The sequence below is a fragment of the Acinetobacter sp. NCu2D-2 genome (assembly GCF_001647675.1).
Taxonomy (GTDB): domain Bacteria; phylum Pseudomonadota; class Gammaproteobacteria; order Pseudomonadales; family Moraxellaceae; genus Acinetobacter.
On sequence record NZ_CP015594.1, the window covers coordinates 1,558,152 to 1,578,743 of the forward strand.

Below are 20,592 nucleotides of genomic sequence, written 5' to 3' on the forward strand. Positions count from 1 at the left end.
CAGCACACGGCTCAAGCCTCTGCTAAGGCGCCATTCGGCACCCGGTTATACATCGTTGACATTGGCAAACTGAACATTCCTCGGACAATACAGATGGTAAATCTCAAGATTAGCAACTGCATCCGTTCCACCATGACTTAGCTTCACAATATGACGGCTGTGCCATGGTGTATCTTTGGTGACTGGTTTAAGACAGGCGCAGCAGCGACCACCTTGTTTTAGCCACACCCGATACAGCTTGGCTCGCCCCTTTGCGGAGACCAGCATTCTTTTACCCCATCGGGATTCGAAGTACTCATCCCATGCGGGGTCATGAGGGTTAGCAGCAGCCTTGATCTTGATATGTCGCACAATTGGCGTGTCCGAGGCAGACACTAATGTGTATTGTCGCTTCCGACCATCGGCGGACTGTTCATCACATGAGAACACCCATCGACGCGCTCCTTGTACTTTGAAATACCGATCTTTGACCCATCGGAGTGTCTTGCGAGGGTGGCGACGTACAGCCCATCGCCAGAGCATTTCCCACACTGCGTTGTCTACCTGGTTGAAAACCTTCTTGGCAACGACATGACTATGATAGTTGGCCCAACCCCTTAGAGTCGGGTTGAGCAAACCGATCAAAGTGGCCTGTCGTGTCGCTTTGTTTGCATTGATTAATGCTCGCAGCTTGTCAAGGTGAGCGCTGATGTTTGCCTTTGACGGCTTGATCAGTAGCTTGCCGTTGTACTTACGTACGTTCCAGCCAAGAAAATCGAACCCGTTCCCTATGTGCGTGATTTTGGTCTTTTCCTGAGAGAGCACGAGACCGCGCTGCGCCAGAAATTCAACCACGGCAGGACGAACTTCATTTTCGAGCCACTCTTTAGAATACCCCGTGATGATGAAATCATCCGCATACCGTACCAGTTGCAGCTTTTTGCCTGTCCATTTGGCGTTAGAGAACCTCTTAGCCAGCATCGTTTCCAGTCCGTCCAAGGTCATGTTGGCCAGCACCGGGGAGATAATACCTCCTTGCGGTGTTCCGGAAAGACTGGGAAACAGCTTGCTTTGGTAGACGTAACCGGCTTTGAGCCATTTCCGTAGAATCACCTTGTCCATTGGGAGGTTGGCGATCATCCAGTCATGGCTGATATTGTCGAAACAGCCTTGAATGTCACCCTCTAGCACCCACTCCGCACTTACTTTTCTTGACAGCACACCAAAGCACTGTGCTGCAGCATCCGCGGTTGAGCGTTGCGGTCTGAACCCATAAGAGTTCCGATCAGCGATGGTCTCCGCGATGGGTTCCAAAGCCAGCAGATGGAGCGCCTGCATGGCCCGGCATTTCATCGTGGGTATCCCGAGAGGTCTCATCTTGCCATTTTTCTTCGGAATAAGGACTCTCCGAAGCGGAAGGGGCGTGTAACCTCGCCTCTTCAACGACATCATCGCACCGGTCTTGGCCTTGGGTGTATTCCAAGTCACCTTGTCGACCCCAGCCGTGTTTTTGCCTTTGTTTTCAGACACTCGTTTGACGGCCAATGCTTTGCCACTAAACGAGTGAGTCAGCAGCCATTGCAAAGCTTTCGCCTTGTTATGCCTGCCGTCTTGTACCGCCTTCACAATACGCGCTTGCAGCCCTCTGACATGACGCTGTACAGCAATCCAATCGATGCTGTCCCACGATGTGCTGGAAGGTGCACACGCTGATACTGCTGCATTCATTTGCTCTCCCTCCATTAAAAGGGTTCTACACACTCTCTTGTGATGAGAGACCATAAGGACGTCAGCCCGCTTTCGCGTGGGGTAATGTTTCAACCTCTATCCAACCCATTACAGACTGGCATTCGCTTTTTCCTCGTTCCTTCGCCCGCATCACCATGGGCAGTTTTTGCAAACTGCTTTCCCAATGGGAGTAATACGGGATTTCCACGTTCCGCTTACTGAAGTACATCGGCTTAGGTGCCTGCTATCGACCGGGAGGCGTATGGGTCACGAATGCGTAGTCGAAAGACGCAATTCCCACCTCCATTACCGTTTTGGTTCGAGCGTATCAGCCATTTCCGCTCGTTCAACTTAACGATCGTTACGCAGATTCACATGTGTTCACCATACCGATTATCTAGCCCTTGTCCGGCTATGGCTGCCAGAAGGGTACGCCTCTCACGATTGATACCCCACACCTTGCGGTGCCTCGTTACATTGTCGAAGGCGCTCTTTATTCAGCCTTCTAGATTCACCCGGTGACACGGGTGGTTCCCGCAGGGGGAACAACTTCATTAAGCGACTTCGTGTCGCACCTCGACCCAATTATTGCAAATCGGTAGATTGCCATCATCCAAATAGCGGCTTAAAGCTGGCCAACGCTTCAGAGTGTAATTGATGGCCTTGGCGGTGGGAGAACTCGATGGCACCGTCAGATGATGTTGGTTGAGCCATTCATATAGTTGTTGCATCACTGGTTGACTATGCTGTTGTCGGTATTCGCGGCGGTCTTCCGCTGTACCATCGGTCTTTTTCCTGAGTTCTGCTTCTATCGCATACAGTTTCTGAATCAGCACCAATGCCTGTTCAGCGACCTGACTTTTCCCGGTCACATGCAGTTCATGGAATTTACGACGTGCATGGGCCATGCAGCCCACCTCTATGACCTGGCCTGATTTAAAGCGTGCTTTATAACCACTGTAATCATCACAGACCAGATGGCCCTGCCAGCCTTTCAAGAACTCTGCAGCATGCTGGCCTGAACGACTATCCTGAAAGTCATAGATCACTGCCTGAACTGGATTGTACTGTGTAGTGGCATAGGCCCAGACATAACCTTTCTTCGGTTTTTTATCATTCTCACCCATCCGCATGATGGTGACCGGTGTTTCATCTGCATGCAGCACCTGCTGTTGTAGTACCACCTCTTTTAAGGCATAGGTATCTACACAATTTCCATGTTTTGCGTTAAATTGAAGAGCATGCTCTTCAATTTTAACATCTCTCGCTTAGATCAGCGCCTTGTCAAACGTTACAACAACCTTGTTCAACTCAATATGAATCCTCTTGCTTCACTTGCTCCTGCAATCAAAGATATTGCCTCTGCTCAAAAAAATAGTTTCGCAACGACGCAAGCTGTATGGCGGTTTTTAAATAATGATAAAATCTCATTTAAACAATTAAATGAACCTATTCAAAAACTTGCTTGTGATCAGATTAAGACATCGCTGCATCGTTATGCTTTAGTTATTCATGATTGGTCACAAATCCAATATGTGACACATCGTAATAAAACCCAAAAACTCCAAAGGACACATCAGTACGACTCAGGCTATGAATTACAAACGAGCTTACTTGTTGATGCTGCTTCTGGACTTCCTGTTGCTCCATTAGCTCAGACCCTTTCTAGTGCTTCAGGTTGCTATTCGACATTCAATGAGCAACAGACCGAACGTAAAACCCATTTAGACTCCCTTTCTGAACAAATTCAAAAAGTTGAACAGTTTCCTCTTGATAAAACCTGCGTACATATTATTGATCGTGAAGGAGATTCCATTGCTCATCTCAGGGAATTAAGCAGTCATGGTTTTCAATGGCTTATTCGAGCAAAGGAAGGAAATCGGATTGAGCATCAGGGTGAAATATGTAAAGTTGGAGAAGTTGCTGAACGTATCGAAATACAGCAAGTGAAACCCATTTCTTATAAGGGTAATCAACATATGCTTTATGTTGGAGAAACCAATGTTCGGCTTACCCGTGCTGCAAAATCAAATAAAAAAGATTGTTTAGGTCAAAGAGTTACTCCTCAGAAAGGTGCTGCAATTGAGGCTAGACTGATTATTGCGGTGGTTAAAGATATTAATGAAAAGACAGTTGCAAGATGGTCATTGATCAGTAATGTACCAACTGAGATTACCGCAGTAGAACTGACGACTTGGTATTACTGGCGTTGGTCAATCGAATGTTATTTCAAACTTCTCAAGCAAGCAGGCCATGATATTGAGTCATGGCTTCAGACTACGCCAGAAGCGATTTTAAGGCGTTTGCTAATCAGTTGTATGGCTTGTGTGTTGACGTGGAGAGTACAGCGCTGTACAGATGAACAAAATCAGAAAGTCCGTGCATTTTTGACTAGACTTTCAGGTAGACAACAGAAAAGAGGCAAGGTAGAGAGTGCGCCTGCCATATTGGCAGGACTCTCGATTTTACTAAATACTCTTCAACTGCTCTCAGAATATTCAATAGATGAACTGAATGAAATCGCAACTATTGCACTAGGTACCTAAAGATGTGTAGATACCTATGCTTTTAAGGCATTGGCCAGAGGTTCCAGTTCTACACCGCAGCGACCTATCCAGTCAGATAAAGTTGATCTAGAAAGTTCGATTCCCGCCCGCTGATAGATCAGACGTTGACGGTACAGCGGCAAATGATCGGCATATTTCGATACCAACACATGGCTGAGCAGTTCAGGTGAAGCAATGCCTTTATCAATCACATAGGCGGGCATCGCTTGCTGAGTCAGGGTGTCACACTGATCACAGACCCATTTACCACGCACATGCTGTTCCTTATAGAACTGTGCCGGTCTGAAATGCAGTTTTTCACTGACATCTTCGCCGATACGACGGAGTTGGCAGCCACAAGCGCATTGGGTTGATGCAGGTTCATGCTCAATACGGATGGTGTGTAGATGATCTGGCAGTGGTCGACGTTTAGGTTTATTGGTTTTGGCTTTCTGTGTCGCTGCATCGGTTTTGTCTGCATTTAGCCGTTCCAGTTCTAGATCAACCGCGGCAATATCTTCTTCAACCGCTTCATCCCAGAGATGGATTTGTTTTGCGGTGAGATGTTCGTTTTTACTGCCGAATTTGTGCTGTTTAAACAGCGCCAGTTCATGCTCGTATTTTTGATTGAGAATGGAAAGATGTTGAACTTGAGCATCTAATTGCTGATTGGTGACTTCAAGATGCTGAACTTTGGTATCTAATTGTTGGTTTGATTTTTCTAATTCTTGATTTGATTGTGCCAGAGACTGATGCTGCATTGCCAACTGCCGGGTGAATTCCAGCAGTTGTTCATGGGTCAGTTGGCTTAAGTCAGGCAGCGTATTCATGACCGCAGTATGCCTGAGGTCATGAGAAGAATGAAATAGAACGTTTGGAGAATAGCAGAATGGAACAGCCTGGTTTAAAGCATCGTCACCACCTGCTGTCGTCCAATGCGCTGCCAGGGCAAACCTTGGATCAGTGCCTGTAACTGTTCCGGGCTGAGGGCCACGGTTTCACCTTGGTGAACTTGAGCCCAGTGAAATTTGCCCTGTTCCAGCCGCCGGGCACACAGCCAGATGCCCAATCCATCATGTACCAGTACTTTCATGCGATGGCCACGTTTATTACAGAACAGGTAAGCACAATGCGGTTTGATGTAGCCAAAGGCTCTCACCACCTGAGCCATGGTCGTATCCATACCTGCACGCATGTCCATGGGCTGAGTAGACAACCAGATTTCATCAATGCGGATCATGTTGCAAGTGCCTTGAGTAATTCTGCTAAAGCAGATATTTCTGATACTTGCCATTTCAAGCCAATTTCTACTTTTGAGTGGGGTAAAGTAATTTGAACCGTTAACATGTCAGTAGGAGTAGGATCTAATGGTGCAGAGCAAGATAAGGCAATAAATGCAGGTTTATTCGGTAGTGGTGAGCGATCATTCCCTGGCTTACCATCAATTAAGCGAATCCATTTGGATACAAGATTTGTATTCAATCCATGTTGCAAAGCGACCGAAGCAATGTAAGCGTCCGCTGAACCCCATGCCTATTTTTTAATTTGAGTTGGATTTCCAGCGATGTGGCAGTAATTCTTCTATTTGGGTCGCTTTATGCGTCGGCAGCCTTTTCAGCACATCACTGAGATAGGCATACGGATCCAACCCATTCAGCTTTGCTGACTGGATTAAAGTCATGATATTTGCCGCTCGCTGTCCACTGCGCAGCGAACCTGCAAACAACCAGTTCTTACGGCCCAATGCCCAGGGACGCATTGAGTTCTCTGCCCAGTTATTGTCAATGGGTAGATTGCCATCATCCAGATAGCGGCTTAAGGCTGGCCAACGTTTTAGGCTGTAATTGATCGCCCGGGCGGTTGGAGAACTCGATGGCACCGTCAGCTGATGTTGGTTGAGCCATTCATATAGTTGTTGCATGACCGGTTGACTATGCTGTTGTCGGTATTCGCAGCGGGCTTCCGCTGTACCATCCGTCTTTTTTCTTAATTCTGCTTCTATCGCATATAATTTCTGAATCAGCACTAATGCCTGTTCAGCGACCTGACTTTTCTTGGTCACATGTAGTTCATGGAATTTACGACGTGCATGTGCCATGCAGCCCACCTCAATGACCTGACCTGATCTAAAGCGTGCTTTATAACCACTGTAATCATCACAGACCAAATGACCCTGCCAGCCTTTCAGGAAGTCTTCAGCATGCTGGCCAGAACGGCTATCTTGAAAGTCATAGATCACTGCCTGAACTGGATTGTACTGTGTGCTGGCATAGGCCCAGACATAACCTTTTTTGGGCTTTTTCTCATTTTCACCCATCTGCATGACCGTCACCGGTGTTTCATCTGCATGGATCACCTGCTGTTGCAGTACCACCTGTTTTAAGGCATTGGCCAGAGGTTCCAGTTCCACCCCACAGCGGCCAATCCAGTCAGATAACGTTGATCTAGACAGATCAACACCTGCGCGTAGAAAGATTTGACGTTGACGGTACAAAGGCAAATGATCGGCATACTTTGACACCAGCACATGGCTAAGCAATTCAGGTGAAGCAATGCCTTTATCAATCACATAGGCGGGCATCGCTTGCTGAGTCAGGGTGTCACACTGATCACAGACCCATTTGCCACGCACATGCTGTTCCTTATAGAACTGTGCCGGTCTGAAATGCAGTTTTTCACTGACATCTTCGCCGATACGACGTAACTGGCAGCCACAACTGCATTGGGTTGATGCAGGTTCATGCTCAATACGGATGGTGTGTAGATGATCCGGCAGCAGTCGACGTTTAGGTTTGTTGACTGTGGCTTTGTGTGTCGCTGCATCGGTTTTATCTGCATTTAATCGTTCTAATTCCTGATCAACGGCTGCGATATCTTCTTCGACCGCTTCGTCCCATAGATGGATTTGTTTTGCTGTGAGATGTTCGTTTTTACTGCTGAATTTATGCTTTTTAAACAGCGCCAGTTCATGCTCGTATTTTTGAGTGAGAACAGAGAGGTGTTGAACTTTGGCATCCAATTCTTGATTTGATTGCGCCAGAGACTGATGCTGCAGAGCCAACTGTCTGGTGAATTCCAGTAGTTGTTCATGGGTCAGTTGGCTTAAGTCAGGCAGCGTATTCATGACCGCAGTATGCCTGAGGTCATGACGCAGAGGAAATAGAACGTTTGGAGGATGGCAGAATAGCCGAGCTTGGTTTAGAGCATCGTGACCACCTGCTGTCGTCCAATGCGCTGCCAAGGTAAACCCTGGATCAGTGCCTGTAACTGTTCCGGACTGATCGCCATGCTTTCACCCTGGTGAACCTGCGCCCAGTGGAATTTTCCCTGTTCCAGCCGCCTGGCACACAGCCAGATGCCCAGTCCATCATGTACCAGCACTTTCATGCGATGGCCACGTTTATTACAGAACAGGTAAGCACAATGCGGTTTAATGTAGCCAAAGGCTCTCACCACCTGAGCCATGACAGTATCCATCCCTGCTCGCATATCCAGAGGTTGGGTAGAAAGCCAGATTTCATCAATGCGGATCATGTTGCAAGTGCCTTGAGTAATTCTGCTAAAGCAGATATTTCTGATACTTGCCATTTCAAGCCAATTTCTACTTTTGAGTGGGGTAAAGTAATTTGAACCGTTAACATGTCAGTAGGAGTAGGATCTAATGGTGCAGAGCAAGATAAGGCAATAAATGCAGGTTTATTCGGTAGTGGTGAGCGATCATTCCCTGGCTTACCATCAATTAAGCGAATCCATTTGGATACAAGATTTGTATTCAATCCATGTTGCAAAGCGACCGAAGCAATTGAAACGTCCGGTGCTTTACAAGCCTGAACGATCTGCTGTTTAAATTCAGCACTGTATGTTCTTCGTTTTTTCGCAAGAGATGCGATGGATGTCTGGTGATTTGTAGTCATAAATTTTAGTCCCCACTTGTTTTTAAGTGGGGACTAAATTAAGGCTTATAGGATGAATTCATAAGGTGTGTTCAGCGGACGCTTACGAAGCAATTGAAACGTCCGGTGCTTTACAAGCCTGAACGATCTGCTGTTTAAATTCAGCACTGTATGTTCTTCGTTTTTTAGCAAGAGATGCGATGGATGTCTGGTGATTTGTAGTCATAAATTTTAGTCCCCACTTGTTTTTAAGTGGGGACTAAATTAAGGCTTATAGGATGAATTCATAAGGTGTGTTCAGCGGACGCTTACCCTTTATCTACAAATTTTTGGCTATATTTATATCTAGGTGCATCTTTAAATAAGTCTTCTATTTCCACCATTTCAAACTTATAAGTATTTGGTTTTAGTCTAATTTTATAATATTTTATCCTTCTCCCCCTTAATGCAAACATTACATCTTTTTGTGTAACCTTTTTTAGGCTAGATGAAAGTGATTCATTGTTTTTGCTGACTTCCTGATTTGTTTCAGGCATTCTTAGACCAAAATAAATAGCTTTCACAGCCCTAAAGTCATATTCAATTTTTCCAAAATTATCCATTACCAAGCGAAATTCATCTTCATGTTTCCAAGCATTAGACTTTGTTCCTGAGGTGACTTTTAAAGTTTCAATTAAACTTTCATTCTTATTTGACAAAAGAATATCTAATGAACATTTAGGAACATCATCCTGATATACAACATCAAATTCACCAGATGAACGAATAGATCTTTTTAATTGGTTCCAATCATATTCAATGCAGAAACCTGTATGTGCATCAGCATAATAAGCCCATAAAAGCTCGTCTAACACATTCTTACTCAAAGAATATATCCCTACATTTTCTCTTATATTTTTAAGTAATTGATAGAATGCTTGTTTAAACTCATTATTAGTTGTCCCTTTTTCCATCGAAAATAGTGAACAAAATTTATTAAGATCATCTTCAATAAATAAATTTTCACAAGGATCATTTAATTTTGAGGGATGAGGCGCATAAAAATAATCTTCTTGCAAAGAGAGTAGATCCCGTTGTGATCCATACCGATACTTATATAATTTCATTTCTTATAATAAAAAACCGATGCCTAAACATCGGTTTTACATGGTTTTTATCGCTTATGCAAATTAAGCTTTAAGCCATTTTTTAGCTTTTGCTTGATCTTCAACTTTAAGTTCTACTTCGGTCAAAGCTGAACCGCTTGCTTGAACTTCAAAAGTCATCAATTCGTCACGACGGAATGCATGAACGGTATACGTACCTTCAAGTTTTGCATATTTATCCAAAAGTTTGGTCGTTGCTTTTAAACCATCAATTGCAATAATCACATCATTGGCAGATAGCCCCGCTTTAGCAGCAGCACCATCACGACGTGTTTGTTGAACCAAAACGCCTTCAGGTTTATCTGCACACTTCGCACCAAATGCTAAAGATTTATCATTTTTCAGTGTGTAGCTTAAACCAAACTCTGGGAATAATTGATCAAGTGGCAATTCATCAGTGGTGTTAATCAAATGATTAATTTGTTCTGACCAATCATCACCTGTTAATTCATTACATAATTCAAAGATAGTACGCTCATTAACCTGAATACCATTTTGCGCATTTTCATACAGTTTACGCATTAATGCATCAAGACTCGAACCACGTAGACGTAAGCCCAAATCTAGGCAAAGCGCAACCAAACAACCTTTGTTGTAATAGCTTGTACCTGCATTATTTGAGTTTTCATCCTGACGGTAGAATTTTACCCACGCATCAAAACTAGACTCCGATACGGTTTGTACAAATCGACCTGGGTTTTGCAGGTAACGATCAATCTGGGCCTTTAATAACGCGATGTATGAGGCTTGGTTAATCACACCACTACGAAGCAAAATTAAGTCGTCATAATATGATGTAAAGCCCTCAAAGATCCAAAGCAAAGAGGTGTAACCTTCTTTGTTCAGGTCGTAATTCACAAAGTTTTCAGGACGGATAAACTTCACCAACCAAGAATGGAAGTATTCGTGACTGCAAAGCCCTAGGAAACGTTGATAATCTTTCGATGGCTCTTCAGGCTCATTGGCTTTTGGTAAATCATCACGTGGTGAAATCAAGCTAGTTGAATTTGGATGCTCTAAACCACCATAACTATTACCTGTTGCCATGGTCATAAAGGTGTAGTGTTTAAATGGTGCAGAACCAAACATTGAAATTTCTGTCGCACAGATTTTCTCAATATCTTGCTTCATACGTTGTTCATTCATCGCATGTTTGCCTGACACCACAAATTCATGCGGAATGCCATTGGCTTCAAAACTAAAACGAGTTTGATCTGCAAGTTCAAATGGTGCATCAATCAATTCAGCATAGTTTTTTGCTTTTAAAGTATATCGACCTTTAATCAGGCTTTTTGAAGTTAAACCTGTCGCAATTTGTAAGTGTTTAAGCTCAGGTGGTAAGAATACTTCAACCTCAACTTCTTTATGTTCCTGACCTAACAAGCCCAAACATACGCATGCTGGATTTACATATAAGCGTGTTTGATCGACATATGCACCACGCACCGATAAGTCATAAGCATAAACATCATATTCAACTGTAATCAGCTCATGATCGGTATTAAATAAGCGCCATTGGTTCTTTTCAAATTTCTGAATTTTAAGCTGACGACCATCTTCATCGTAGGCACGTACACCTTCAATATGCTTTGAAAATTCACGAATCAGGTAACTTCCCGGGATCCATGTTGGCAAAGTCAAGATTTGAGTTGGGTCTGCCAAAAAGCGAACTGTCACGTGAATTAGATGCTGACGATAATCGTCAAATTCGATTTGATAATGCAACATAATGGACGATATAAAATAAAAATGATTAAGGTATGCCTTAGCTTAACATTTTTTGTTAATACAATGCGGAACTGTCTTAAATGTCTACAATTACGACTAGTCAGCACTTAAAAAAAGGCATAGCATCGCAAAAAAATTTATCGTTCACCAGTGGACTGGTCGTTAAGGAACCCCTTTGAAATACATCACGGCAATCGTTGCAGTTTTCAGCCTTCTTTTTTCTGCAATGGCACAGGCAGCATTACTGAATATCAAACCAGAAAGCGTTGAGGCAGAAGCCTGGTCTATCCTCGACACACAAACAGGTCAGGTCATTGCGGAGCATAATTCTCATGTTCAACGCGCTCCTGCTTCACTGACCAAAATGATGGTTGCGTATGTTGCTTTAAAAGAAATTCAAGCGGGAAAATTAAGTAAAAGTGAAATTTTAACTGCGACGCCTATCGTGCAAACCGTGATGTGGGATGAATCGCAAATGTACCTAAAAGCGGGTGAGCAGATTTCTGTTGATCAATTGCTTGCGGGATTAATTGTGATGTCTGCCAATGATGCTGCTGTCACATTAGCTGAAAAAATTTCGGGTGGTATTCCACAATTTGTAGAACGTATGAATAAAGAAGCGAAAGCTTTGGGCATGCACAATACCCATTTCCAAAACCCGGCTGGTATTACTATGCCAGAGCACTATTCAACTTCAGCCGATCTTGCTTTATTAGGTCAGGCGTTAGTCAAAGAAGTCCCTGATTATTTATATTATTCAAAACAACAAAGTTTCTCTTATAACCAACGCTTCCACCGCGCAACCAATCGCTTACTTTACGTTGACCCAACGGTAGATGGTTTAAAAACAGGCTTTACCAAAGCTGCAGGTTACAACCTTGCTGCGACTGCGAATCGCCCTACAGGCAGTACGGATGCACCAAACCGTCGATTGGTGGTGGTTGTACTCGGTACAAAAAGTGCGACTAAACGTGCTGAAGTTGCACATAAATTGATGAATCTTGCTTACACCTATACGCGTAATGAAGTTGCACTCAAAGATAAGCAATTGCTTGCTGAGCTTCCAGTGGTTCAATCGACATTGAAAATGTTTAAAGTCGAAACCAAACAACCAGAACTCATGACCACTTCTTTGGCAGATCAAAGCTATGCGATTGATTTAAATGATTTCGACCAAAACACGCAGCGTATTACTTTAAATATCGGTAATGGCGTGATGCAAACTATTGAACCGTTAAATGAAACACAAACCCGATTAAACGTCGAAGTCAAAGAAAAATCTTTAACTGCCCCTCTTGCTCAAGTGATGCAGCTCGCGACTGTCAATATTTATCAAAATAACCATCTGATTCGTAGTATTGATATTGAAGATAAAGTTGAGATTGAAGAATCAAGCGCATTTACTCGCTTCATTCATTGGATTACCAGCTTATTTGGACTGTTTGCTGACAGCACACCTGAAGTAAAAATTTATCCAATTCAACACTAAGTGTTATTAATAAAAAAAGAGCCTGTCATGGCTCTTTTCTTTTAGAGCAGCACTCAAAAATGTAACGGGATTTTGCATATTGCTACGTTTTGTAAGCTGTATAACAATTCTCTTCAAGATCGTTCAACAAGCCTGCCATATTATGTTTTAACTTCTATTTCATTAGAAAAATAAATAGGTTAAACATATATGACTGCACATAAAATTGTAATTATTGGTGGTGGTGCTGGTGGTTTAGAGCTAGCTACCCAATTAGGCGACACATTAGGTAAAAGCGGAAAGGCTCAAATTACGCTGATTGACCAAAAACTTACCCACGTTTGGAAACCGCTACTGCATGAAATTGCAGCAGGCACACTGAATCCTTCTGAAGAAGAAACCAATTATCTTGCTCATGCCTCATCGCATCATTATGAGTTTGTCTTAGGTACATTTACGCAGTTAGATCGTTTAGCCAAACAAGTGGTTGTCGAGACATCTTATCAATCTAAAAAAGCTAATCCTAAAAAAACCACCTATATTGACTATGACACCGTGGTCATTGCGGTCGGTTCAACCTCAAATGACTTTAAAACCGAAGGTGTTAAAGACTTCTGTTACTTCTTAGATAGCCGCGCTCAAGCAGATGTGTTCCAGCAAGATTTATTACATTTGTATTTGAATGCGCAGCGTGAAGCCAGCAACAAAGAATTAAAAATTGCGATTATTGGTGCAGGTGCAACAGGTGTTGAACTGGCAGCCGAACTGATCCAATCCAAGCATAATTTCTTTAAATATGGTTTAAATAAAATTGACCCAAACAAAGTCAAAATCACACTGATTGAGGCGGCTGATCGCATTCTGCCCGCACTGTCGCAAAAAACTGTTGATCACACCATGAAGCAGCTTAAACAGTTCGGTATCGAGGTACTCACACAGCACCGCGTCGCCAAAGTTGATGAAGACAAAATTTACTTTGCCGATGGTACGAGCTTAGATGCTGAAATTAAAGTCTGGGCAGCAGGCATCAAAGCCCCTGATGTACTTGCTCAACTCGAAGGCTTAGAAAAAGACAATATTAATCGTTTGAAAGTGTTTGCTACCTTACAAAGTGTTTCTGACCCCAATGTCTATGCCTTTGGTGACTGTGCACATTGTCAACCTGTTGCAGATGAGCCTGTACTCGCACCACGCGCACAAGTGGCAAGTCAACAAGCCAGCTTCTTGGTGGGTGCACTCAAAGCACGTGTGAATCAAGAATCTTATTTGCCAATGTTTAAATTCTCAGACAAAGGCTCGCTCGTTTCACTCAGCCAGAACAAAGCTGTCGGCGAACTGTTAGGTCAGGTAAATGTACAAGGCTTTGTGGCGAAATCCATGTATGTGTCTTTATATCGCCTACATCAAGCGACCATTCATGGCTATACCCAAGCGGGAATTTTGACAGCTAAAGATTTTGTGGCTAGAAAAATATCACCTAAGATAAAATTGCATTGAAATTTTAAAATGTGCCCCGATTAAGAAAAAAACGTCATTAAAATGTTCAAAATTGATTTTTTTTTACTAAATTTAGTCTACAAAAATCGAATTTCACTTTATGATGTACCCTTTAAAAAATTTGAATGGATCAATATCATGACTGCTATTGCAAATGACCTTGTGGTTTCTTTCCACTACACGTTGACAAACGCAGAGGGCGAAACTTTAGACCAATCTCAAGGTGAACCACTTGTGTACTTGCACGGTGCAGGCAATATCATCCCTGGCCTTGAAAATGCATTACTTGGTAAAACTGTTGGTGACAAATTCACAGTAACAGTTCCTGCTGCTGAAGCTTATGGCGAATACAACCCTGAACTTGTTCAAGAAGTTCCTGCGAAAATGTTCCAAGGCGTAGACAACATCCAAGCGGGTATGCAATTCCAAGCTCAAACTGATGACGGTGTTCAAATCGTTACTGTTAAATCTGTTGAAGGCGACAACGTAATCGTTGATGCTAACTTCCCACTTGCTGGTCAAGACTTAACTTTCGAAGTTGAAATCGTTGACGTTCGTGAAGCTTCTCAAGAAGAATTAGATCACGGTCACGTACACGGTGCAGGTGGTCACCACCACTAAGATCTTCTGATCTTAAGTGCAAAAAGGCAAAGTTTTTACTTTGCCTTTTTTATTGCGCAGATTCAAATCCCAAGTGCAACACATTTGTAGTTAGTTGAAAAAGTTAGGTGTATTCATAGAATCATTAGACTTTTTCAACTCGCAATTGGAAAGCACACAATGAAGAAATACACCCAACTTTCTCAAGATGAAAGATACGAAATTTATGCTACTTTGAAAAGTAAAAGTTCAATTGCTACCCTTGCTCGGGAGTTAGGACGTTCACGATCAACCATCTACCGTGAAATAAAAAGAAATACTGGGCAACGTGGATATAGAGCTCAACAGGCAGCTAAATTTGCAAGTCAAAGACGGTACCGTCCTTCATCATCAATGACAGCATTTGCCTTCGCTTATATTGATTATTTGATTGGTTTGGACTGGTCACCAGAACAAATTTCAGGTGCTTTAACACAACGCGGTTGGCTGGATGTACCTTCACATGAGTGGATTTACCAGTACATTTATCAAGATAAATCACAAGGAGGTAAACTCCATCTACACTTAAGGCATCAGAAGAAATATCGAAAACGCGGTTACAAAAACACGGATCGTAGGGGGCAAATCATTGATAAAACAAGTATTCACTGCAGAGACCAGGTCATTGATCAACGACAACGTTTAGGAGATTTCGAAGGTGACACGGTGATTGGTAAACATCATAAAGGTGCTTTATTGACACTCGTTGATCGAAAGAGCCTGTATGTACATATTGTTCATTTAGGGCCAACGAGAGCATCCTCTCAAACGATTACTTGTGCATTAGATCGTTTACAAATGAGCCATGCTTATAGTGTGACATTTGATAATGGCAAAGAATTTTCCGAACACAAAAGAATTACTGATGCTGGGATAGAGACGTATTTTGCTGATCCTTACAAGTCTATTCAGCGAGCTAGAAATGAAAATACGAATGGTTTAATCCGTCAATATCTGCCAAAATCATCATCGTTTGATGATGTGTCAAACGAACAAATAGAGCAGATAGAATTTGCACTCAACCATCGTCCTAGAAAAACACTAGGTTGGTATACACCGAGTGAAGTTATGGCTGGTTTTTATACTGTTGCACTTGCCGTTTGAATCCGCCTTGCTATAAATTATTAAATATAAAAAAGCAGAGCCTCAGCCCTGCTTTTTCATTCACTCATAATCAAACTTGATTATTTGCGTTGATTATACAGTGCTTGTGCTGCAGGTAAGTTTTTACGCATTGCTTCGATACGCTGTGCATTTGATGGGTGAGTCGATAAGAACGAAGCACCTGAGCCTGATACTTTATTCATTTTTTCCCAAAGCGTAATCGCAGCTTGTGGGTTATAACCTGCACGTGCCATCAACATTAAGCCACCTTGGTCCGCACGGCTTTCTAGGTTACGTGAGTAAGGTAAACCAATACCAATCTGACTACCCAATTGTGCTGCTGCAGTCGCGCCCTGACCTGCACCTGCCGCACTTAAACCAATACCAATCGCAAGGTCAGTTAATGCCTGAGCACCAACTTTTTGTTTCGAGTGCTCTTCAAGCGCATGCACCATTTCATGACCCATTACTGCTGCAATTTCTGCATCAGTCAGGTTCAATTTATTCACGATGCCTGTATAAAATACAACTTTACCACCCGGTGCGACATAAGCATTGATTTGGTCTGATTTTAAGACAGCCAATTGCCAATTAAATTTCGTTCCAGTCTGGTTAATCTGATCCGCGTAAGGACGTAATTGATTGAATACAGTGTTAATACGTTTATATGTGCTTGAAGATGTATCCAGTGTCTTATTGCTGCTTGCTTCTTGAACTGTTTTATTAAAACCTTGTGCTGCAGCTGCATTCAAAGTTGCTGAGTCTGCACCCGCAATATCTGCAATGGTTGTACAGCCAGAAAGTGTAAGCGCAGCAGCTGCACCCATGCTTAACATCAATTTATTCTTCATTATTTCGTGCTCCACCTTTTATAAAGGTCAAATTTGTTAGGCAAATTATAAATTAAAAAACAATGTCCTAGACACTAACTAATACTTCATCTTGTTATTAATTATGTAAAATTCAGCTCAAAATTTGCAGCAATATCCAATATCCCAGACATAAAATATTTAACACCAAATAAAAATGTCCTACAGATTCAATTTTAGATTGCCAATCGGCATGTTTACGCTTTAAAAATAAAAAAACATTCTGAATTAAGATCAGTGGTACCAAAATACAGGCAATAATCACGCTTAAACCTATCAATGCTTGATAAATCACTTCAGGATGATCTGTCTGTGCACGAATAATCATCATGGCTATGGTGGGTGCTCCACCCATTGCAAAAAGAAGTGAATAAAACATGGTTAAAGAAATTTGATTGTGCATCCTGCATCCGTTTAAAAGTATTCTTGTTATTTTGATTCTAACAAGCACCCTACCGAAATACGGTGCTTATTTCTTGCAACTTTAGTCGTGATCAATCACTCACTTTTTAGCCTTTGCTGCAACTTTGTATTGTTCTAAAGCCTCAGGCATCATCTTTTGCAATCCTGCAATACGATCATTATTTGATGGATGCGTCGACATAAATTTCATCAGTGGATTATTACCACTACTGTCCTGCGCATTCATTTTCTGCCATAAGGTTACGGCTGCATTCGGGTTATAACCAGCTTTTGCCATTAACATTAAGCCACCTTTATCAGCACGGCTTTCAAGGTTACGTGAAAATGGCAAGCCAACACCAAACTTAGCACCCATATCAAGTAGCAAACCGCCATAACCACCTGCAGAGTTACCGACATATTTTGCACCTAAACCAACTGCCATATCGGTCAGTGCCTGAGCCCCTACTTTATTTTTAGAATGCTCTTCCAAGGCATGCACCATTTCATGCCCCATAATGGCAGCGACTTCATCGTCTGTCAGCTTAAGCGTTTCAACAATCCCTGTGTAGAATACGACCTTACCACCCGGTGCCACATACGCATTAATTTCTTTCGACTTAATTACCGCGACTTTCCAGTCAAATGCATGACCAGTTTGGTTCAGTACATCCGCATGTGGTTTCATTCTTAGAAATACACGATTGACCTTTTTATACGTCGCGGATGTCGTATCTAAAACTTGCTTTTGCTTTGCTTCAGTTAGCATTTGGTTATAACTTTGCGCTGCACTTAAATTTAATGTTGCCGAATCAGCACCCACCAAATCCGCCACAGTTGTACAACCGCCCAATGTTGCCGTTAATGCAACAACCCCCAGAATATTTTTATATTTCATAACCTTCTCTATCGTTTCAAGGTCAGAACACTATAGAGAATTCAAACGATTACACAAGTATAAAATATTCCATTATTTATAAAAAAACCCTGTGAAATCACAGGGTTTTTTTGAATTCTAGCTTAATAAATATTAAGCATCGAATGGGTGACGCAAGATGATTGTTTCATCACGGTCAGGACCAGTTGAAATGATGTCAATTGGACATTCAATCAATTGCTCAATACGTTTCACATAGTTAATTGCATTTTGTGGCAATTGATCTAGTGATTTCGCACCGAAAGTAGACTCAGACCAACCTGGCATAGTTTCATAGATTGGTTTTAAAGTTTCAAATGCAAGCGCATCAGAAGAACCGACGCAACCTGAATCTGCAGCTTCATAACCTACACAGATTTTCACTTCTTCTAAACCATCAAGAACGTCAAGTTTAGTTAAGCAAATACCAGAAAGTGAGTTCACTTCTACTGAACGACGTAGAATTTCAGCATCGAACCAACCACAACGACGTTGACGGCCAGTAGACGCACCAAATTCTGAACCAACAGTACCCAAGTGTTTACCAATGGCATCACCTGTATCTGTTGCAGCATCGTATACAAGTTCAGTTGGGAATGGACCAGAACCTACACGAGTTGTGTACGCTTTAGTGATACCCAATACATAGTCAAGGTGTAATGGACCAAGACCAGAACCAGAGCTTACGCCACCAGCAGTTGTGTTTGAAGAAGTCACATACGGATATGTACCGTGGTCAACGTCAAGAAGTGAACCTTGCGCGCCTTCAAACATGATTTTCTTACCGTCTTTACGGTAAGCGTGAAGTTCACCGGTTACATCCATCACCATAGGTGCGATGACTTTACGCCATTCGTCACATAGAGCAAGAACGTCTTCAACTTTAACGGCTTCAACACCGAAGAATTGAGTCAATTGGAAGTTATGGTATTCAAGAAGCTCTTCAAGTTGAGCTTTAAGATGTTCGCCACCACGTACAAGGTCAGCAACACGGATTGCACGACGAGCAACTTTGTCTTCGTATGCAGGACCGATACCACGACCAGTTGTACCAATTTTTGCGTTACCACGTTTTTTCTCACGTGCTTGGTCAAGCGCGATGTGGTGCGGCAAAATCAATGGACAGTTTGGAGAAATACGTAGACGTTCACGTACAGGCACGCCTTCTTTTTCCAAAACTTCCATTTCATGAATTAAAGCTTCAGGTGAAAGAACAACACCGTTACCAATTAAGCACAATACGTTGTCACGTAAAATACCAGATGGAATGAGGTGTAATACAGTTTTCTTACCACCAACCACTAGCGTATGGCCTGCGTTGTGTCCGCCTTGATAGCGAACTACCGCTGCCGCTTGATCTGTGAGCAGGTCAACGATTTTACCTTTACCTTCGTCGCCCCATTGGGTACCAAGTACCACAACATTGTTGCCCATAATAGCCTCATTACATCATGCTGTTAAAGTTGATAGCTTGACTTGATGACATGAACACCAAGTCCAGCAATTTAAATAATTTGTACTTTCCACTCGCCGTTTGCATTCACCAATTGGTGCGTTGCATAAGGCACTGAGCTAAGTTGGTCATCACCAAGCAATTGAATGACTTTATAGCCTTCAGCACGTAATGACTGAATTGCTGTAAGTAAGTCTGCTTCAATACCCTTTGGCGCAACCACAATTTCAGCCGTTTCAAACTTACCTGCACTCAGTGCATATAAGTCAAACGAGAAACCTGTAGCAGGACGCGCACGACCAAAGTGTTCACCAATACCATCATAGCGACCACCTTGAGCTAAAGGTGCTGCACGGTTCGGTGCATAAATCGCATACATCAAACCTGTATGATAATGGTATGAACGTAATTCTACGACATCAATACCGATCTCAAGTTCAGGCCAACGTGCTTGAATCGCTTCACGTGTGCTTTGTACTGCGTCAAGTGCTTGCTTAAACTCAGGGTTGTTTTGTACTTCAGTGCTTAGATTCGCTTTTAACGCATCCAAATCACTAGCATAACGACCTAGCGTATAGAAATCTTGACCAAAGTTCAGTGTTGCTGTGAATTCTTGTAACTCAGGCAACGCTTTACGTTGGTATAAATCTGAAAGTCGGTTTTCAGCAGCTTTGCTCAAACCCGCTTGAGCCACAAGACTACGGAACATACCCACATGACCTAAATCAAGATGAATACCTTCTGCTAAACCTGCTTCCTGAATCAAACTGATCATCAGATCAATCATTTCTACGTCAGCATCAATGCTATCTGAACCAAACAACTCTGCACCTAATTGCAGTGGAGCACGCGTGGTATTAAAGCCTTGCGGTTTGGTATGTAAAACCGTACCTGCATAGCAATAACGAGCTACACCTTCAACTGGATGTACATGCGCATCGATACGTGCCACTTGTGGTGTCATATCGGCACGCACGCCAAGCAAACGACCAGAAAGCTGATCGATCACTTTAAAAGTGGCCAAGTCTAAATCTTGATTCGATTCTGAAAGAGAAGATAGAGATTCAATGTATTCAATGAATGGCGTGTACACCAGCTGATAACCTCGAGATGCGAGGAAATCCAGTGATTTACGGCGCAAAGACTCTATGACTTGCGCTTGTTCTGGTAATACATCAGCTACACCATCAGGTAATAACCATGTCTCTGAAATGGGCATGTTGTA

Annotated in this window: 19 protein-coding genes and 2 pseudogenes; 5 read left to right on the plus strand and 16 right to left on the minus strand. The window is 42.6% G+C overall.

The features are described from left to right. Positions 1-45: 45 nt before the first annotated feature. Positions 46-1,707 (minus strand): group II intron reverse transcriptase/maturase, encoded by a 1,662-nt coding sequence (gene ltrA / locus A3K93_RS07440; RefSeq protein ID WP_067731626.1) that lies wholly within the window; start codon positions 1,705-1,707, stop codon positions 46-48. 575 nt (positions 1,708-2,282) lie between these two features. Next, a pseudogene (gene tnpC, locus A3K93_RS07445) lies at positions 2,283-2,903 on the minus strand (IS66 family transposase); the annotation flags it as partial. A gap of 45 nt (positions 2,904-2,948) precedes the next feature. Here tnpC (A3K93_RS07445) and A3K93_RS07450 point away from each other — a divergent pair. Beyond that, complete coding sequence (locus A3K93_RS07450) at positions 2,949-4,253, plus strand: transposase (RefSeq protein ID WP_442855632.1); 1,305 nt, start codon at positions 2,949-2,951, stop codon at positions 4,251-4,253. A 20-nt stretch (positions 4,254-4,273) separates the two neighbouring features. On the opposite strand, the pseudogene A3K93_RS07455 reads toward A3K93_RS07450, so the two are convergent. From A3K93_RS07455 to A3K93_RS07490, 9 genes and pseudogenes are all read right to left on the minus strand, one after another. After that, positions 4,274-5,083 (minus strand): annotated as a pseudogene (locus A3K93_RS07455) (IS66-like element ISAba16 family transposase); the annotation flags it as partial. A gap of 74 nt (positions 5,084-5,157) precedes the next feature. Continuing rightward, positions 5,158-5,493, minus strand: a complete 336-nt coding sequence (gene tnpB, locus A3K93_RS07460) for an IS66 family insertion sequence element accessory protein TnpB (RefSeq protein WP_000618091.1) — start codon at positions 5,491-5,493, stop codon at positions 5,158-5,160. Further along, complete coding sequence (locus tag A3K93_RS07465; RefSeq protein WP_227509861.1) at positions 5,490-5,735, minus strand: IS66 family insertion sequence element accessory protein TnpB; 246 nt, start codon at positions 5,733-5,735, stop codon at positions 5,490-5,492. Before A3K93_RS07465 ends, tnpB (A3K93_RS07460) begins: the two co-directional genes overlap by 4 nt. A 58-nt stretch (positions 5,736-5,793) precedes the next feature. After that, on the minus strand, positions 5,794-7,377 hold the full coding sequence (gene tnpC, locus A3K93_RS07470; RefSeq protein ID WP_067728624.1) for an IS66 family transposase: 1,584 nt from the start codon (positions 7,375-7,377) through the stop codon (positions 5,794-5,796). Positions 7,378-7,451: 74 nt separating this feature from the next. Next, positions 7,452-7,787, minus strand: coding sequence for an IS66 family insertion sequence element accessory protein TnpB (tnpB, locus tag A3K93_RS07475; protein ID WP_067728626.1), 336 nt, complete (start codon positions 7,785-7,787; stop codon positions 7,452-7,454). Continuing rightward, positions 7,784-8,167 carry an IS66-like element accessory protein TnpA gene (tnpA, locus tag A3K93_RS07480; RefSeq protein ID WP_005404026.1) on the minus strand — a complete coding sequence of 128 codons (384 nt, stop codon included), beginning with the start codon at positions 8,165-8,167 and terminating at the stop codon, positions 7,784-7,786. Before tnpA ends, tnpB (A3K93_RS07475) begins: the two co-directional genes overlap by 4 nt. 82 nt (positions 8,168-8,249) lie before the next feature. Next, positions 8,250-8,372 carry a transposase gene (locus tag A3K93_RS14700; protein WP_180034342.1) on the minus strand — a complete coding sequence of 41 codons (123 nt, stop codon included), beginning with the start codon at positions 8,370-8,372 and terminating at the stop codon, positions 8,250-8,252. 82 nt (positions 8,373-8,454) lie between these two features. Next, on the minus strand, positions 8,455-9,204 hold the full coding sequence (locus A3K93_RS14705; protein WP_157883267.1) for a DUF2971 domain-containing protein: 750 nt from the start codon (positions 9,202-9,204) through the stop codon (positions 8,455-8,457). A gap of 111 nt (positions 9,205-9,315) precedes the next feature. Further along, positions 9,316-11,019, minus strand: a complete 1,704-nt coding sequence (locus tag A3K93_RS07490) for a M61 family metallopeptidase (RefSeq protein ID WP_067730358.1) — start codon at positions 11,017-11,019, stop codon at positions 9,316-9,318. Positions 11,020-11,194: 175 nt separating this feature from the next. On the opposite strand from A3K93_RS07490, the gene A3K93_RS07495 reads away from it, so the two are divergent. The 4 genes from A3K93_RS07495 (at position 11,195) to A3K93_RS07510 (ending at position 15,727) form a co-directional block, all read left to right on the plus strand. Beyond that, the gene (locus tag A3K93_RS07495) at positions 11,195-12,508 is read left to right on the plus strand and encodes a D-alanyl-D-alanine carboxypeptidase PBP6B (RefSeq protein WP_067730364.1); all 1,314 of its coding nucleotides are present in this window, start codon (positions 11,195-11,197) and stop codon (positions 12,506-12,508) included. Positions 12,509-12,697: 189 nt separating this feature from the next. Continuing rightward, positions 12,698-13,984 (plus strand): NAD(P)/FAD-dependent oxidoreductase, encoded by a 1,287-nt coding sequence (locus A3K93_RS07500; protein ID WP_067730365.1) that lies wholly within the window; start codon positions 12,698-12,700, stop codon positions 13,982-13,984. A gap of 138 nt (positions 13,985-14,122) precedes the next feature. Next, positions 14,123-14,605: a peptidylprolyl isomerase gene (slyD, locus tag A3K93_RS07505; protein WP_067731698.1), complete on the plus strand. Its 483-nt coding sequence runs from the start codon at positions 14,123-14,125 to the stop codon at positions 14,603-14,605. A gap of 159 nt (positions 14,606-14,764) precedes the next feature. Further along, positions 14,765-15,727 (plus strand): IS30 family transposase, encoded by a 963-nt coding sequence (locus A3K93_RS07510; protein ID WP_067729673.1) that lies wholly within the window; start codon positions 14,765-14,767, stop codon positions 15,725-15,727. An 80-nt stretch (positions 15,728-15,807) separates the two neighbouring features. Here the strand turns inward: A3K93_RS07510 and A3K93_RS07515 are convergent, their stop codons facing one another. The 5 genes from A3K93_RS07515 to A3K93_RS07535 form a co-directional block, all read right to left on the minus strand. Beyond that, complete coding sequence (locus A3K93_RS07515) at positions 15,808-16,578, minus strand: M48 family metallopeptidase (protein ID WP_067730366.1); 771 nt, start codon at positions 16,576-16,578, stop codon at positions 15,808-15,810. A gap of 112 nt (positions 16,579-16,690) precedes the next feature. Continuing rightward, the gene (locus A3K93_RS07520; RefSeq protein WP_067730368.1) at positions 16,691-16,999 is read right to left on the minus strand and encodes a hypothetical protein; all 309 of its coding nucleotides are present in this window, start codon (positions 16,997-16,999) and stop codon (positions 16,691-16,693) included. A gap of 99 nt (positions 17,000-17,098) precedes the next feature. Beyond that, a complete protein-coding gene (locus A3K93_RS07525; protein ID WP_067730370.1) occupies positions 17,099-17,896 on the minus strand; it encodes a M48 family metallopeptidase in 798 nt (265 codons plus the stop codon). A 132-nt stretch (positions 17,897-18,028) separates the two neighbouring features. Beyond that, positions 18,029-19,348: an adenylosuccinate synthase gene (locus A3K93_RS07530; RefSeq protein WP_067730372.1), complete on the minus strand. Its 1,320-nt coding sequence runs from the start codon at positions 19,346-19,348 to the stop codon at positions 18,029-18,031. Positions 19,349-19,419: 71 nt separating this feature from the next. Next, complete coding sequence (locus A3K93_RS07535) at positions 19,420-20,586, minus strand: ATP phosphoribosyltransferase regulatory subunit (RefSeq protein WP_067730374.1); 1,167 nt, start codon at positions 20,584-20,586, stop codon at positions 19,420-19,422. Positions 20,587-20,592 lie beyond the last annotated feature (6 nt).